Source organism: Chitinophaga eiseniae, assembly GCF_900167135.1.
Classification (GTDB): Bacteria; Bacteroidota; Bacteroidia; order Chitinophagales; family Chitinophagaceae; genus Chitinophaga; species Chitinophaga eiseniae.
This window is the reverse complement of record NZ_FUWZ01000014.1, coordinates 1-18,707: the sequence shown is the minus strand read 5'-3', so window position 1 is coordinate 18,707 and position 18,707 is coordinate 1. Positions and strand designations below refer to the sequence as shown.

General features: G+C 52.0%; 4 protein-coding genes. All 4 read right to left on the bottom strand.

The genetic code is table 11. The annotated features are described in order from the left end of the window. Positions 1–785, bottom strand: a 785-nt coding sequence (locus B5D63_RS34305) for a condensation domain-containing protein (RefSeq protein WP_200817160.1), incomplete at its 3' end; no start/stop codon positions are given. A gap of 16 nt (positions 786–801) precedes the next feature. Continuing rightward, entirely contained in the window at positions 802–8,046 is a 7,245-nt protein-coding gene (locus B5D63_RS34300; RefSeq protein WP_078673415.1) for a non-ribosomal peptide synthetase, read from the bottom strand. A 10-nt stretch (positions 8,047–8,056) separates the two neighbouring features. Beyond that, positions 8,057–9,925: a class II aldolase/adducin family protein gene (locus B5D63_RS34295; RefSeq protein ID WP_078673414.1), complete on the bottom strand. Its 1,869-nt coding sequence runs from the start codon at positions 9,923–9,925 to the stop codon at positions 8,057–8,059. A 14-nt stretch (positions 9,926–9,939) separates the two neighbouring features. Beyond that, on the bottom strand, positions 9,940–18,696 hold the full coding sequence (locus tag B5D63_RS34290) for a non-ribosomal peptide synthetase (RefSeq protein ID WP_262488185.1): 8,757 nt from the start codon (positions 18,694–18,696) through the stop codon (positions 9,940–9,942). Positions 18,697–18,707: the final 11 nt, after the last annotated feature.

The window sequence follows — 18,707 nt, the reverse complement described above, 5'->3', positions numbered from 1 at the left end:
CTGAACACTTCCTGCCAGTAGGCTTTGCCCGTTCCCGTGCCGGTTAAACGGCTACGCTGCCAGGAAGCATAATCCTTGTATTGTATGCGCAGGGGTGGCAATGCTTCGCCGCCGCCGGTAAATCCGTTGTAGAGTCTGAGCAGATCGTTGAAGAACACGCCCATGGACCACCCATCGCTGATAATGTGGTGCATCACATAGCTGAACACCCATTTATCAACTGCGATCTGACAGAGGGCCACGCGTAAGAGCGGCCCTTCGTTAAGTGCGAATGGTGCTGCAATATTTTGTTCTATCAGTATGGCTACCTGTTGTGGCGCATGCTGCATATCATGAAAAGCAATATCAAAACCAGAGGCCCCGCCGCTACGGATAAACTGCCGTATTTCACCCTGCTCATCTTCCCTGAACACCGTGCGTAAAATTTCATGCCGCGTGATCAGCGCCTGGAAAGCGCGGGAAAAAACGGATGTATCCAGTCTGCCTTCAAAAATATAGGCGCCATACATGTTGTAGGGGACCGTGTTATTTTCCAGCTGGCTCAATACATACAGCCGCTCCTGTGCGGATGACAGCTCATAACCGCTTTGCCCTTGCACAAGTGGTATCTGCAGTTGCCGGGTTGTTACCTGGTTCAGATAGCTGATGATATCTTCTTTCCTGGCTTTAATTTCGGCCAGCAGTTCCTTATCGATATTACCCTTTGGGTATTTGACGGATAAATTACCATCCGCAATGCTGATATATATGTTATGTTCCCTCAGTAAGGAAAAGAATGCCTCCATGCGTTGTTCTTTTAAATTATATCACTACTTCATCAAACCTGTCATCATTCTCAGCGATGGCAGTTTGCATCCAGCTTGCTGTGAGGCGTTGCTGAACGATTTGTTCGGTAAGGCGTTTTACCGTGGCCAGCTCGAAGAAACGCGCCAATGATATTTCGACACCGAAAGCAGCATAGATCCTCGACAGCAACTGCACTGCCTTGATCGAGTGGCCTCCGGAATGGAAAAAATCATCGTTCACACCTATCTTATTATTCCTGAGCAATTCTCTGAAAAGGCTGAGAAGGGATACCGCCAACTCGTCGTCGGCCGTCCCCAGGACTTCGTTTACCCGCAGCACCTGCAACTTTTGTTGCTTTGTTTCCCTGAGGTAGGCAAGGTTAGCATACTCGAGAGCCCTGTATACCTGTTTATGCAGCAGCTGTTCTTCGTTGCAGAGGTTCTTGCGCCAAATCCAGGCTGCCTGCTCCTGTGTATCTGCCAATGGCCTGAAAAGCATATATTCTCCGGCGCCGCCGCTCCACTGCGCGGGATCAAAAAGGGAGGTGTCCCATACCATCCTGAGTGCGCCGGCAGGCAACCCTGAGTCATGAGCGGATATGATGTCCGGCTCGAAGCCCAACAAGCGGAAAGCCTTACGGGTTTGTTCTGTATTATTGCTTGACAGCTGTATTACCGGAGAAAGATTGCCGGGCAACGGGCTTTGAGTACTCATACCGGGATCTTCCAGCAACTCCACCAAACCAACATCCTCCAGGTAGATAAACAATACCGGCAGCCCATTGAACAGCACAGCGGGCTGTGGTGACTTTACGACATTGTACGGGAGGATGGCAGCCAGGTAATCCAACGCATGGCGATGATTCCTTACACGGAAACAGACATGGTAGGGCAGAAAAGAACGCTGTTGCAACATGTTGGCCACAGGCGCCCCGTCTGCTGCTCCCGCCACCAGTTCTATGTTATAACATGCCGGATGCGTGCCCATCCTGAGCGTACACTGCTGTAAAGGATCAAACACCTCCTCTCCCCATTGAAAACCCAGGGCTTCAAACCAGGCGGCACAAACTGACATATCAGTAACGGCGACGCCTATATGATCAAATACAAAATCAGGCGCGGCAGCTTCCCTTCCGGACGGTGCTATACTATCCCCTGGCTTCGGTGGCAGGTCGGAACCTATGTAAACGGCTATGTTGCCATTATCCGCAGGCACCTGTTCAAGCGTCAGTCGATATAAAACGTCATCACCATGCGGGCCGGCGTTCACCCAGCCGGCAGCGGCGAGAAAATCGCTGAAGGGGATATTTTTGATCGTTTGCCTGAAGGCCGCCGTAATACCGGTAACATTACACTGTTGCGCCAGATGTTTGAACACCTGTAGCAGGGCTTGCTCTACTCCCCTCCCCAGTACCCTGCAGCTCAGCAAAAAATTGTGAAGGAAAAGCTCGTCCGACCGTTGTTCCGATATGACAACACCGGTAAGGCCATAGTCGCCAAAACGGTCTCTTACATGCACTACATAACAGGTACAGGCTTTATTTTCCAGCAGTGCTGATATTTCCGGCATGCTTCTCCTGATACCGTTGAGATTAAACTGGTTGGTGCGCAATGTGAGCTGCGCCACACGTTCCAGCTCATCAGCCACCATAGGGCGAACACTCATCTCCAGCTGCAACTGCTCCTGCAACCCGGTCAACCCGGTATCTTTCAATGATGCCGACCGTTGTACTTCCGCTTTGTACATAGCATTCCTTGCGGCATCTTCTTTTGAGACCCTAAGCTTATCGAAGGCAACTACCTGCCGGAAAAAAGGCACAAAATGGTGATGAACATCCGGCAACTCAAGCGTGAGCACTTCAGGCCTTTCCTGCATCATACGGAAGCATTCTACGGGGCTGTCGTCAATAAAAGCAAAGCTGTCGGTTCCCAGGTTCAGCTCTTTCGCCAGAGATAGTATATTGTCCGGTTTGTCCTGCCAGTTAATGCGCGTGCCGGCAAAATGCTCTTTTTTCAGCACCATGTCCGGGTGCTGTTCAAACACCTGCCACACATCCTTTTCATTGTTCTTACTCAGCAGCACCAGTAAAAAGCCTTCTGCATGCTTTTGGACAAAGTACTGCTGTAATGCACGGTGTCCCTGGTCTATGATGATACCATCGAGGTTATCTTCCCCGCAAATGCCTTTCCAGAGAGTATTATCACAATCGAGGGCGATTACTTTACAAGGGTGGCCTTTAATGGCCCTCAGTACCCTGCTGATGTTATAGGCAATAAAATAAAAACCTTCATCAGTAAAGGGGATATACGCTTGTCTGTAACTCAGGTCATCAAACATGGCCAGTCCCGGGTGTAGCTGCGCGTAGTCCCTGAGATCACAGAGATAAACATTACTCCTGTCTTTAAAAACCTTACTGCAATTTTCGTTCAGGCGGCTGACATAACGGGCAACAGCGCTCCCCTGCTGCGTATGCTCGGATGGCGGCAATAGTACCATGACCACCGGCACGGATTGAGCAAGGTCAGAGAGCAACTGCGTCATTTTATCGTACACCATGTCCAGTGTCGCGATGGCATTGCTACCTTCCTGGCCTTGCACATAATCCTCGAACCTGTTCAACAGAATGAAGGTCTGGCCTTTCAGGGGTTGTTGCGTGGCAGACATCAGTTCCTGGAAGACCTGATGGTAGTTGCCGAAACTGATGTGAGCCTCTTGCTCAAAAACCTCCTGCCACCACTGCAGTGGCTCTTCCAGGGGTTCTGCGGTAAAAGAGGCAATGATCCTGAGCCCATTGGACGAGGCGCCGGCCTGTTTCTCCTGTCTGGCAGATAACTGCAGACGCTCTGCCGCCGGAATAAGCCGCAGTTCTTCAAGGCCAGACGAAGGCCGGGCCGCCACTGCGAGCAGAAGTTGTGTATATCGCTCCAGCAACAACTGCATCGTTTGAGCGGTGAAAAGGTTGCTGTTATACTCCAGGCGTAACGATATGCCGTCATCGCCGGTAACAACATCTATTTTAAAGTCCAGCTTGGAAAGGTATTGCCGTTCGTTTTCCTCATACTGTTCAATTTTTATGTTTCCTGGCAGCTCCTGCAGGTGCTTTCGGTCCCCTACTTCATGAAAGATCATCATGGTATCGAAAACTGGGTTACGACCGGGTTTTATGCTGCCACCGAATTTTTCCACCATCAGATCGAAGGGGTATTCCTGATGTTGATACACAGCCATCAGGCTTTGATTAACGGCAGTGGTATATGTGACAAAATCATCAGCGCTGTTGATCTTGATCTTAAAGGGCAGATAATTGATGAATACGCCAATAATTTCCTCCAGGTCGATATGGCTGCGACCGGAAACGATGGTGCCTACCATTACCTCGTCAAGCTGACAGTATTCGCCCAGCAGCAGGCCATACACGCTCAACAGCAGGCTGTTAAGGGTAAGCTTATGGTCGTTCACTACTTTCTTTAATTGCAACAGGCTGTCTGTATTGATCTGTTGCACGCACACGTTACCTTCGAAGGTGAGTGTCTTAGGGCGGCTATAATCCAACGGGAAATTGTTATCCGGTATACCTGCTTTAAAGAAAGCTTCCCAGAATGGCTCCTGTTCCTGGTATACCTGTTCATGCCAACTCACATAGTCTTTATACTGTATACGGAGCGGGGTATGTGCAGCAGGGCGGTTGTGATAATCCGCTTCATAAAAATGAAGCAGTTCCCGGTAGATGATTTCTCTTGACCAACCATCGCTGATAATATGGTGGAGGGTAAACATAAGCAGCTGCTCTCCCGGGGCGAGGGTGATCAGCTTTGCCCGCAGACCGATCTCATTTTCCAGATCAAACGGTGCGATCGCCTCCCTGCTGATTATTTCCGCAGCTTCACTTTTATCGGCAGCAGAAAGGAGCTGCAGGGAAAAGTTCACTTCAGCGGGATCGAGTATGACCTGTGCCACTTCTCCGTTCACCTGTCTGAAAACGGTCCTCAGCGCTTCGTGGCGATTAATGAGCTGTATAAAAGCATTTTTCAGCCAGCCTGTATTCAGCTCGCCTTTAAACAGGCAAAGCTGCGGCACATTAAACACGCTCCTTGAACCTTGTCGCTGGCTGGTGAACCATATCCGCTTCTGGGAATTGGAGAGACCATAATGTGATCTGCGCGGTACCGCTTCAATATACTTAAACGTTTGTTCATCCGCTTCTTTAGTGGCATCGTGAAACGCCCTTACAGTAGGTGCATCAAAAATATCTTTCAGGCTGGTTTTGATCTTCAGCTCTTTCTGCAGGCGGTTTACCACCTGTATTGCCTTTAAGCTATGCCCGCCAAGGTCAAAAAAATTGTCGTCGATACCCATGTTTCCATTTCCCAGCACCTGGCGCCAGACATCGAGTATACCTGCCTCACGGCTGTTCCTGGGCCTGGCGGCAGAAGCAGGCATCACAGCGGCCGGGTCAGGAAGGGCCCTGTAGTCGATCTTACCATTGACAGTGAGAGGTATTTCCTGCACCTGCATGATATAAGCAGGTACCATATAATCCGGGAGCGCCTCCTTCAGGAAGGTCTTTATGCTGTCTGTATCCAATGACGTTGCTGCCGTCACATAGGCAAAGAGCTGCCGGTTATACACCTCTCCTTTTACCGTCAACGCCACCTGCTGTATGCCCGGGTACCTGGCGACAGCCTGTTTAACTTCCCCGGGTTCAACCCTGTACCCCCGGATCTTCACTTGTTCGTCTTTACGACCGAGGAACAGGATGGTGCCATCGGGCAGCCAGGCGCCTGCATCGCCCGTAAGATAAATACGTCCGCCAGCTACGGTATGCTCGACAAACTTTTCGTTTGTCAGATCATTCCTGTTAAAGTAACCCATTGCCAGGCCATGCCCGCCAATACATATTTCTCCGGGCAAACCGGGGGCGACGGGCTTACCGTCGGTATCCAATATGAGCACACGGTTGTTTGAAACAGGACGACCGATAACAGGACGTCGTTTGTAGGCGTCCAGCGCCTGCAGCGGGACCTTATAAGCGACAGTGCCAATAGTTGTTTCAGTTGGACCATAATGATTAATGACCGCAATACCAGGGCTGACCTGTGTATTGAGATACTGCAGATCTTCAGTATTAATGCTTTCTCCTCCCAGAATTACCAATCGCAGCGCCGATGTTGCCAATTGGCCCGCGCCGGCAGCGCGTATCAATACATTGAAAAATGAAGGCGTGGTTTTTATAAAACTGATCCCGTTAGCGGCAATATATGCAGCCAGTGCTTCCACATCCTGTACCTGCGCTTTAAACAGCAGGTGCAAGGCGCCTCCGGACAGCAAAGAGCCCCACAGGGCGGTATATCCCAGATCGAAGGCATACGATGAAAGCAGCAAGGAGCTATCAGCGGCGCATACACCGGCAAACAGCTGCAGCCAGGTGACGTAGTTAACCAGGGCGCTGTCGGGGATCACCACACCTTTCGGCAGGCCGGAGGTACCGGAGGTATAAATCACATAAGCCGGGGTGTGCGGTGTACGACCCGGCAGCTCAATATACGCAGCAGCATCCTCCGCGGGGTTTATCAGGTCCAGCGCTACCAGTGCGGCCGTCGTACCGGAGGCGACTGCCGCCAGCGAAGAATCCGTGAGGACACAGCTCACGCCCGCATCGGCCAAAATATGCTGCACCCGTTTTACCGCATCGTCAGGGTCAATGGGAACATATGCAGCGCCCGCCTTTAGTACAGCCAGCAGCGATATGATCATTCCTGCCTTTTCCCTTTGGATAACGCCAATGTGTTTATGACCGGTCACATATCCCTTGTGAAGCAGGTAGCCCGCCAATAAAGAAGACTGACGGTCCAGCGCTTCATATGACAGGGAACGCTCGCCGTCCGTTACCGCCATTTTTTGCGGGTGCGCTATTACCTGTTGCCTGAAAAGGCTGATGATGTCTGTTGCCTGCGGCGGTATGCTCTCCGGCGCGCTGAACAGGTCCTGCAACGTGCGGTACCTGTTATTCAGCAGCTCAATATTTGCTGCCATAATATTTTCTCCTTGTGTAAGGACCTGCTGCAGCACCGACTGCCACGCGTGGAACAGGTAATCTGCATCAGTGGCGGTATAAGACAGACTGTTATAATACAGTGTCATCTGATACTGGTCCCCTATCCTGCTCACTTCCAGCTGCAGCTGTAAAAGCTGCCGGGCCTGCAGCAAAGAGGCGGGGTGCACAGGCAACTCGGCCGCCAGTTGGTTATAATCCGTGTATGCAAAACGGCAAGGCAGGCTGTCAGTTATAAAACGGTGATAATGCTCATCTTCCTTCAGCGCCTCTTTATGAGTATCAGCCAGGCTCAGTTCCTGTTCATAGTGGCGAACGACAGCAGAAAGGGGAAGATGCCCGTTTATGTTCAGCTGTAAAGGCAACACTTTGGCAAAACTTCCCACCAGGTGGTAAAGCTGCTCAAAGCTTCTTCCATGGTGTACATGTCCCATGAGGAAATTAGCCTGGTTGTTCAACTTCCACAGTACCATATACCAACAGGCTGCCATCAATGATTCAGGAGATGCATGCTGCTGCAAGGCCGTTACCAGTTCATTATCCGGTAAGCAGCTCAGCGTGCGTACATCAGCAGTGCGGTCATGGTGTTTTCCGGCGAACAGGATATCGGGCAGCATGGGATTACCGTGCGAAGTCCGGCTCTGCCAGTGCCTTTTACCTTCGGCCATATCCTCAGATTCGAGCAGCCCGTTCTGCCAGCCGGCAAACTGCAGGTAGTCTATTGGCGGTTCCGGTAAAGCGGCAGCGTTATTATATGCAGCAAAAACATTTATTGCCAGCACATAAACACCCCATACATCGGCGCATAAGGGAGAAGAAGAAAACACCAGCCGACAGTTGCCCCCTGCCGGGTTGCGGTAAAGCGACACATAAAGCAACGCCTCATCGGGATAAGGGCCGCCGTTGCTGTCCCCATGTATCATGGATGCTCCCTGCTCCATGTCCTCCGTTTCTATCAATTCAAATTTTACCTGGTCATCTTCTACCCGCAATTGTATTGGTTCGCTCTCGCCAGGCACCTGTACAAATTTCAACCGGTACGCAGCGTTTTCTTCCAGTACTTTTTTCACGGCCCGGCACATCTTTTCCCAATCGGGCGCGGTCCCGCACCTGAAAACGGCTTGCACCCTGCCGGTGCAGCCTTCCTTTATGCTTAACCAAGCCTCTTTCTGCTGCGGAGACAATGCATATCCTTCCAGCCTGCTCATAATATTTTTTTTATTGTCTGGGTTTATAGTTAAGTAACTCGGGGTACATACGTTCCACCTTTCTCTGCAATGCTTCAAATTCGATACTGAAACCGATCGGATTAGCGATCCACTCTTTTGTCATACGCGCCACATCATCATCAATAAGTTTATATTCGCCTGTTTGCATTGCGATGATGTTCAAACGGAAAGCGCGTTCCAAAGCCACCATGTACATGACAGCGGTTTCAATATTATCGCCGCAGGTAATGGCGCCGTGATTAGCGAGTATCACTGCGCTTTGTCCATTCAGCGTTTGGGCCAGCTTTACAGCATCTTCCGCGTCGTTTACGGGCCCGTTATACTCCCTGAACAAGGCATGATTACCAAAGAACATGCAACAGTTCTGGTCCAGGGGAAGCAACTGCCTGTCCAGCGTAGAGAATACCGTCCCCCAGGGTGAATGGGTGTGCACGATACAATGAATATGCGGATACATTTTATGAATAGTGGCGTGGATGCAAAAACCGGCCACATTCACCGGATGGTCCCCGCTCAGCACTGTTCCCTGTTCATCCACCATAATGAGGTTAGCAGGCGTTACCTCTTCCGACAGCATACCGAAAGGGTTCACCCAAAAGGCATTTTCCCTGCCGGGCACTTTAAGGCTGATATGCCCGCTGATACCACCTTCTTCGAGATTAAAAGCAGCCATCATCCGGTTGGCCAGCGCCAGTTTATATTTCAACACAGCTTCATCGGTTTGGCTGCTCAATTTGTTCAGATAATGCGAGGCCGTCTGTTTTCTTGAATGGCTGACCTGTTTCTGATCAATAGCGCCTGTGGCGGTAGCCTGTTTGCGGGAAGGATACTCGTCGGTCATAGCCACCAGAATACTGCGCTTTCCCTGGTAAGGGTTTCTGCCGTGGGAATACAGGACGTTATCCAACATAATAAGATCGCCGGCTTTCCATTCGAAGGAGAACATGGCCTGACTGTATGCTGCTTTTATCTCCTCCAGGGTTTCTTTTGCGATGCTGCTTCCATCCCCATAATATGCATTCCTGGGCAGGTTCTCCTCCCCGTAATTATCAATTAAAAAACCAGCGACCTCATCTCTCAGATTGGTGACATGGAAAAGGTGTGCCTGGTTGAACCACACTTTTTCGCCGGAAACAGGATGCGCCAGCACTGATTGTGATCGTTGCCGGGTCCTCAGTTCTTCGCTACCTTTCCATTCAAGTTCAATATGTTTCTCTTTACAGTATTCCGCTACTTTTTCCTTATCTGAGGTCTGGAAAAAGTGTTCCCAGCTGATATCCAGTTCTTCGCTGAAGTTGCGCACATACATGACATTCTTTTGCTCAAACTGTTTTCTGACGGGCTCACTGATCAACTTGTATACCGCCCTGCTGTCGCAGACAGGGGTTTGTCCGCCCTGTTCGGCGGGTATATCACAATAGAAAAATATCCGCAGGGGCCAGTGATTGGAATACGAATGTTCATTATGTTGTACGATATATTCTTCGTTGGGAAATTCAGTAGAGGTATAAACTTTCTGGCCTACCTGCGTACGCGGCGTTGAAGGCTCCGTATAATCCAGCAGTTCGCTGCCGGACACCTGTTGTACGATAGCCGGGAACACCGCTTTGTCATCCAGGGGCTTAAAGCCCCTGAACAGCAGGTTTTTATTTTCATCATATGCTGCTGTCACCATATCCATATTTTCGCTGATCCATGTTCCCATATCCAGCTGGGGGTCCGCAGATTCTAATATGGTGAGCCTGGTATACCCGTTGCCGATCACCTTCTTTTCTACTGTTGTCTGCAGTGTTTTAGGCGTTATTGTTTTGGGAACCGTATTTAAAAGCTCCTGCAGGCTATTTTTAGAGGTTGCCATGGTATTTGAGTTTTTTATTTTTTCTGAAGGGTTTGTAATTTTTTCAACAGGCTGTCGCTCGCTGCCTTTTTAGCCGTGTCCAGCTGCTGTTGGTAAGCGGTATTGAACGTATCCAGTGCGCTTACCGGCGTGCGTGGCTGTTTTACCACTTCCCGAAGCAATTCCGAATATGCAGCCGACAGCAGGGCGATGCTCTCCTGTTTATACAGCCGTGACTTATACTCGATGATCCCTGACAGGTGCCGGCCGGGACGCATGACCAGGCTCAGATCGAATTTGGAGCTCACCTCCCGTTCTCCGATAGCCTTCACATCAATGCCGAGCGCCTGTAACCCCGACAGCTCCTCTTCCCGCTCATTGTTCAGCACGAACCTCGCCTGAAAAACGGGGTTCACCCCCGGCTGCCGCTCATACTGCAAGTGGGTCACCAGTTCTTCAAACGGCATATCCTGGTGTTCAAAGTCCTGCAACAGCTGCGCGCCTGTACGGCTAAGCAATCCCACAAATTCCTCGCCTCCATCCAGGTTTGTTCTTACCGCAACCGTGTTCACAAAAAAGCCGATGATTTTTTCCAGACTTTCATGACCGCGGCCAGCCACAGAGGTGCCAAGGATGATATCCTGCTGGCCGCTGACATGATGCAGCAATACGTTAAATGCGCTAAACAGCACCGTGAACAAAGTAGACTGTTGGGCAACCGCCAGCTGTTGCAACCCTGTATACAGCCCGTCATCAAGCGTAAAGTGGAACACGTCCCCTTCCTGGCCAGTTTCTGCCGTGCGCGCGAGCGCGAAAGGCAAGTGCAATACCGGCAGGGCGCCCGACAGCCTTTGCTGCCAATAGCCGGCGGCCTTCGCATAGGCAGGTGACTGCATATACTCCTGTTGCCATACCGCATAATCCTTGTACTGTAAAGGCAGAGCAGGCAAGGCCGCCGGACGACCCTGGTGAAGGGATGCGTACAGCGTTATCCATTCCCTGATAAAAAGCTCCATCGACCAGCCATCGCTGATAATATGATGCATCACCACCAGCAACAGGAAACGGTTGTCAGGGAAACATATGATCCGGACGCGGACCAACTCCCTGCCGTACAACGCGAAGGCTATCCCGCTCTCCTGTTTTACCAATCCGTTCAGGGAAGCTGTATCCGGCATATAGTTAAATTCCTGTATCTCAAAATCCGCAGCGCCGGCGTCCAGCACCTGCTGCCGGGGCATACCCTCTTCATTGACCAGCACTGTCCGCAGGCTTTCATGACGGGCGCGGAGCAGCAGGTAAGCATCTTTCAGCATTGCGACATTCAACGGCCCTTCCATCAGCAGGGCACCGGGAATGTTATAGGACACGGTGTTACCGTGCTGCTGGCAGCTGAGCCAAAGCCGGCGCTGGTGGGTAGACAACTGATAGTTTGCCGCCGGGGCAGCCACGGGGATAAACAAATGGTCTGTTGGCTGCACTGCATTTATCAGCATCGCCATTTCCCTGATGGTAGTGTGGGTAAAAACATCCTTTACCTTAAAACCGGCGCCGGTGATGCTGTTGATGCGGTTCACCAGCTTCACTGCCAAAAGGCTATGCCCTCCCAGGTCAAAAAAACTATCGTGTATGCCGATACTGCGGCGGTTCAGCACATCTTCCCATGCGCCTGCAAGCAGCCTCTCTGCCGGTGTTACAGGCGGCACATACTGCCGGGCGCCTGCGAGCCCAAAATCTTCCGGTACCGGCAAGCGTTTCCTGTCTATTTTACCGTTTGGTGTTAACGGGAGCGCTTCCAGTTGTACGAAATAAGCAGGCACCGAATAGGCAGGAAGGTGTTGCGCAAGGTAGGTGCGCAATGCACCCGGGTCCGCTACAGTTGTACCGGTGAAATAGCCGACCAGTTCTTTTTCGCCCACTGCATTGTTGCGTGCAACCACTACGGCAGCATCGATATCCGTATGATGCTGCATGGCGGCGGCTATTTCTCCCAACTCCAGACGATATCCCCGTATTTTTACCTGGTCGTCGTTGCGCCCCATAAAGGCGATAGTGCCATCGGGCAGCCATCGGCCCAGATCTCCTGTACGGTACATGCGTTCCCCCGGGCGGAAAGGATTAGGGATAAACTTTTCCGCAGTAAGCTCGTCCCGATTGAAGTAACCGCGGGAAAGGCCATCGCCGGCTATACATATTTCGCCGACAACACCAATACCTGTTAACTGCAACAGCGGGTCCACGATACAAACAAAAGCGTTGCAGAATGGCGACCCAAGCGGAATAGTGCCATAGGCGCCCGTCAGAGACACAGGGTTAAGCAGTTTCCCGATCGTTGTTTCCGAAGGCCCATAGTGATTATATACCCGGCAGGTGGCCCTACTGTTATGCAAGAGGGCCAATACGTCGGCGGTGAGCTGCTCACCGCCGAAGATCAGGCATTTCTGCGGCGCAAACACAGCACCTGCCTGTTGCAGGGCTTTCCAGTGCGAAGGCACGATCTTTATACAATCAACCGGGGATGCAAACAGCTCTTCCCCGCTCATTACGGCTGCACTGGAATAAATATGCAGGCATCCTCCTGTAAGGAGAGATGTATAAATCACGGTATTGCCCAGATCGGCGGCAATGGTAGATACCAGGCCAAAGCTGCGGCATTCCCCGATATTTGTTCGTGCAAGCAATCCATAGGTGTAATCCACCAATGCAGCATGGCTGATCATGACGCCTTTAGGCCTACCTGTAGACCCGGACGTGTAAATGAGATAAGCGAGGCTGGAAGGCGACAGGTCAGCGGCAGGATTATCCGCCGGCATATCATCTATATGCCCGTTATCATCCAGACATATCACTGTACCCTTGAAACCTGCTGTTAGCGGAAGGTAACGGCTTTGCGTGAGCAGCACCTTTATACCGCTGTCCTGCAGCAGGTAAGCAATACGGGCTTCCGGAAATTCCGGGTCAACAGGTACATAAGCCGCGCCTGATTTAAGAATACCCAACATGCCCGCCAGCATTTCCATGGAACGGTCCAGGAGCATACCGACCATATTATCTGCGCCCTGCTGATGGTATTGCAGCAGGAGATGCGCCAGCCGGTTAGCATAGGCATTCAGCGCTGTGTAGGTAAGGGTACGGCTTTCAAACACGAGGGCGGTATGGTGGGGCGCCTTACGCACCTGCGCTTCGAACAGGGATACAATGTTGGCGGTACGGTCATAGCTGTTGCTGCTACTGCCAAATGTTGTGAGCAGGGTTGTTTCTTCCGCTTCGTCCAGGTAACGCAGTCTGTTGACAGCTGTGCCGGGATGCGACGTTACGGCACGCAGCAACTGTTCCAGGTGCCCTGCCATATGCGCTACAGTGGTGGCAAGAAACAGGTCACTATTGTATTTTATGTTCACCGCCAGCGCTGTTCCGCTTTCAATGAACTCAAAGGTGATGTCAAACTTGCTTACTTCCAGCGCGCCGCTCTCGTAAGGATGCACCTGCAGTCCACGCAAGCCATGCTCCGGCTTCACTACAGCCCCGTCACGCTGCCGCAATGTCAACATTACATCGAACAGCGCGTTACGGCTTATATCCCGTTGCAGATGGAGTTGTTCCACCAGTTCATCCAACGGATATGCCTGGTGCTCATAGGCTGCCAGTGTTATCTCCCTTATGCGCTCAAGTAAGGCAGTATAAGTCTCGCCAGCATCAAACCTTGTTCTCAGGGCAAGCGTATTCACATAGAACCCGATCTGGTCCATTAGCGCTGCCTGCTCTCTTCCGGCGACGGGAGTGCCAATAATAATATCTTCCTGTTGCGTATAACGGTGGAGCAGGACGTTCACCAAGCCGGTTAAAGCCATGAATAATGTAACGCCCTGTTGCCGGCAGAGCTGGTGCAACGCCTGCACCAGGTCCTCAGGCAGCTGCCTGCATACTACGCCGCTGCTATAGCTCCGTATGGCCGGGCGCGGATAGTCGGTAGGCAGCGAAAGCACGGGCAGCTCTCCTTCAAATTGCAGCAGCCAGTACACCTGGTCAGCAGCAAGCATACCCTCTTCAAGCTGCGCCTGTTGCCAGCAGGCGTAATCCTTATATTGAATGTCCAGTGGCGCCAGTTCATGCAGCTCTTGCTGCGAGTGACTGTTATACATCAGCAGCAGCTCACGGATCAGTATATCCATCGACCATCCGTCACTGATAATGTGGTGCATGGTACAGGCAAAAACCCAACGTTTTTCGTCTGTCTGGTAAAGGTCTAACCTTACCAGGGGTCCTTCTTCCAGGTTGAACGGCTGCCGTGTTCCCGTGGTTACCAGGTCGTTCACCCGCTGCGCCTGTTCATCAGCGCCCCGAAGATCGACGCAATTGATACGAGCCGGAGCTGCGTCCGGAGGCATTATAAACTGTCGTACTTCTCCTGTCTCATCTTCCCTGAAAACGGTACGCAGGATCTCATGGCGGCGGATCAGCTCATTGAAGGCATGGTCCAGGGAAGATAACTTCAGCTCGCCGGAGAACACGTACACACTTGGAATATTATAAGCGATACTGCCTTCTTCCAGCTGACTGAGAAGCCATAATCTGCGCTGGGAGGAGGATAGCACATAACTGCCTTGCTCCGGCGCCGGCATAATGCCGCCGGAGGATGTTCGATGCGTACTGAACAGCATTGCGGCCTGATCTTCCAATACCGGCGTTGCAAACAGCTCTTTAAGGGATACTTTCACTTCAAACACCTTATGCAGCTGACCGGCCAGCCGCGTAGCCCTGAGGCTGTGTCCCCCCAGTTCAAAAAAGTCGTCCTTTACCCCTATGCCGGTGCGGCCCAGTATTTCTTCCCATATGGTGACCAGCTTTTCTTCTGTTTCATTACGAGGAGCTACATACTGACGGCCGGTAGCCAGGCCTAACCCTTGCGGAGCGGGAAGCCGTTTTTTATCGACCTTGCCATTGGGTGTTAAGGGAAACACTTCAAGCTGCACATAATGGTCCGGCAGCATATAAGACGGCAGCTGTTTACCCAGCCAGGCTCTTATGACAACGACGTCCAGCCCTGGCTCGCCGGTAAAATAGGCGGCCAGCTCCTTATCGCCCGCGGCGCTGTTTACCGTCACCACTGCCGCCGATATACCGGGATGTTGTTGCATGATGTGTTCTATCTCACCTAATTCAATGCGGTAACCACGGATCTTCACCTGGTCATCGCGGCGGCCCATAAATGCGATAGTGCCATCCGGCAGCCAGCGCCCCAGATCGCCGGTGCGGTACAGGCGTTCTCCGGGAGCATATGGATTGCTGATGAATTTTTCCGTTGTGAGTTCATCGCGGTTCAGATAACCTTGCGCCAGACCATCGCCGCCTACTACAATCTCGCCTACCACACCTATGGGGCATAGTTGCAGGGTTTCGTCAAGTATATAAGCGGTACTATTGCTAACAGGGTGGCCCAGTGGTATATCGGCCATCACCGTACGCACCGTATAGGTAAGCGAGAACGTCGTATTTTCGGTAGGTCCGTATCCGTTAATGACCTGCATGGCGGGATAGTGCCTGCGCAGGCGGTTGATATGCAGGGCGGATAACTTATCGCCACCGGCGATGATGGTCTTCAGCCCTGCAAATATTGTAATGTCCTTATCTATCAGTTGATGCAGCCAGCCTGCCGTAAACCACATTATATCCACCTGGTGGTTGTTGATCAGCTTCGCCATCTGTTGCTCATCCAGCAGCTCATCCTGACTGCACAGCACCAGTTTACCACCATTTAGCAGCATACCCCAATATTCGAAAGTGGTGGCATCAAAAGATACCGCGCCTGTAGACAATAATACGCGCTGCCCGGTGAGGTCGGCATAACCGGAAGACATTACCAGGCGCACTATGTTACGATGGCTTACCATGACACCTTTAGGCGTTCCGGTAGATCCGGAGGTATACATGATATAAGCCAGGCTTTGGGCTGTTTGCACGCTGACCGGGCTAAAGGTGCTATAACAGCCGGCGGTTGCGCGGAACATTTCCAGTTCTTCCGCAGCGATCACCAGCTTACAGCCGGTGTCCGCCAGCATAAAGGCAATACGGTCTTCCGGGTATACGGGATCAAATGGCACATAAGCACTGCCGGCTTTCAATATACCTAATATGGCGACGATCAGCCATTCGCTCCGATCAAGCTTAACGCCCACCAGATCGCCCGGCATTATCCGGCATTGTTGCTGCAGGAAATTAGCGAAGCGGTTCGATAACTCGTCCAGCTCTTTATAACTATACGCAGCGGACCCGAACACCAGGGCTGTTTTGGCGGGCGTAGCCGCCACCTGCTCAACGAACAGGGCATCCAGGGTTTTATGCGACGGGTAATCAACCGCGGTATTATTGAAGCCTTTTAACAGGCGGTGTTCTTCTTCCGTCGTTAAACACGACAACTGTTTTATAGCCGTTGCCGGGGCTGCAAGCATAGCTGTTAGCAGCTGCTCAAAATGCAGCCCCAGTCTTTCTATGGTCGAAGCGTTGTAAATATCACTGCTGTACTCTATGTTAAGGTTTATCTGTTCACCGGCCGGCTCGAAGATGAAGCACAGATCAAATTTGCTTGCGGTATTACGCCTTTCTTTGTAAGGGTGCAGCGAAATGCCATTGACCTGCGTATGATCGAGCGCTGGCGCAAGCTCAGCATCCTGTAGCAGCACAACAACGTCGAACAAAGGGTGACGGCTCATATCCCGTTGCAGCTGCAGATCCTCTACCAGTTCATCGAAAGGATAAACCTGGTGCCCGTATGCCTGGAGGGTAACCTCCCGTACGATACCCAGGAGCTCCTGAAAGCTGTTATTGCCGGAAAAGCGTAACCTGAGGGCAAGTGTATTCACATAGAACCCGATCTGATCTTCGAAGTCACTATGCTCTCTGCCTGCCACCGGGCTGCCGATGATAATGTCTTCCTGCCGGGTATAACGGTACAACAAGGCATTCACCGCGGCCAGCAGCCCCATAAACAAGGTGCAGCCTGCGGCTTGTGCCTGTGCTGACAACAGGTTGCCAACAGCTGCATCCAGCTGCCGGTTTACCAGTCCGCCCCTATATGTTTTCACAGCAGGTCGCGGCTTATCAGGAACAAGTTCCAGTACCGGCAACTCACCTTCAAACTGCGACAACCACCAGGACCTGTGCGCGGCCAATGCCGGACCTGAGAGCTGGGCTTGCTGCCATGCGGCATACTCTTTATACTGGACAGGCAAGGACGTCAGGCCCGCAGCCGTTCCCTGTGCGTAAATCTGCAACAATTCCCGTATCAACACTCCCAGGGACCATCCATCGCTGATAATGTGATGCATTACAAACGACATCACAGCTGTTTCATCAGCGATCTCGTATACGGCTACCCGTAATAGCGGACCAGCAGCGAGGTCAAAAGGTGCGTTACAGAAACGGTCGATTAATCCCGGCAAGCCAGCTCCCTGACTGCGCACATCCTTGAATAATATCTTAAAGTCGCCGGATGGCGGTAATACAAACTGTCTTATCTCTCCTTCCTCATCACTGTTAAACACCGTACGCAGGATCTCATGACGTGCTATCACCGCGTTAAACGCAGCGGTGAGCAAATCCGGTTGCAACCGGCCTTTAATGACATACACTCCCGGCATATGATAGGCCACACTGCCTTCCTCAAACTGGCTCAACACCCACATACGACGTTGGGAAGAGGACAGGACGTAGCTTGGCCGGTCTTCCAGCGTTGCGATGGCAGTATAATTTTCTTTATGAGTGCTGTCTATGAGCTGAGCCTGTTCTTCGAGCACGGCGGCAGAGAATATGTCCTTCAGGGAGATCTTTACCCCAAATTCCCTGAACAGGCGGCCCATCAGACGGGTCGCTTTCAGGCTATGGCCTCCCAATTCAAAAAAGTTATCTTTTACGCCGATGCCGCTGCGTCCCAGGATTTGCTCCCAAATATGCACCAGCTTTTCCTCCGTCGCGTTACGCGGCGGGAGATATTCCCTGCCTGCAGACAAGCCAAGGCCTCCGGGAGCGGGCAGACGTTTCCTGTCAACTTTCCCGCTGGCATTGAGTGGAAAAGATTCCAACTGAACATAGTGCTCAGGGAGCATATAAACAGGCAGCTGCCGCTGCAGGTGTGCCCGTAACGCTGCCGCCTGCAGAGCCTGGGCTCCTACCACGTAGGCTACCAGTTCGGGTTCTCCATTCGCAGCCGCTTTTACCAGCACTACTGCTGCATCTACAGCAGAATGGCTTTGCAACGCACGCTCTATCTCCCCCAGCTCAATACGGTAACCACGCACCTTTACCTGGTCGTCGCGACGGCCTGCAAAAGCGATCGTTCCATCCGGCAGCCAGCGGCCAAGGTCGCCTGTGCGGTACAGCCGTTCGCCCGCCCGGTAAGGATCAGGAACAAACTTCTCCGCGCTTAGCTCAGGACGGCCCAGGTAGCCCCGCGCCAGGCCTGCGCCTCCTATACATATTTCACCGGTGATACCAACTGCGCACAGCTGCAAACGGTCGTCTGTTATATATATGTATTCATGCTGCAACGGACGGCCTATTGTTAACCCTGCGCTGCCGTGCAACTCCAGGCTGCTGCTCCAGATCGTCGCCTCTGTAGGGCCGTACATGTTCAGCACACGGGTGCCTGTCAACTCCTGCAGGCGTTCATACAGCGGCACACTCAGCGCTTCCCCTCCTACCAGCAACCACTTCAGTTCCTTCAGCGCCAGCATCCCTTCCGGGCTGCTTTCTACCAGCTGGCCCAAACGAGAGGGCGTAAGCTGCAGGATACTCACTTTCCCTGCCT

Bases quoted from the DNA above. Each gene is read 5' to 3' on its own strand.
- B5D63_RS34295 (WP_078673414.1), bottom strand. From the start codon at position 9,925: ATGGCAACCTCTAAAAATAGCCTGCAGGAGCTTTTAAATACGGTTCCC.
- B5D63_RS34300 (WP_078673415.1), bottom strand. From the start codon at position 8,046: ATGAGCAGGCTGGAAGGATATGCATTGTCTCCGCAGCAGAAAGAGGCT.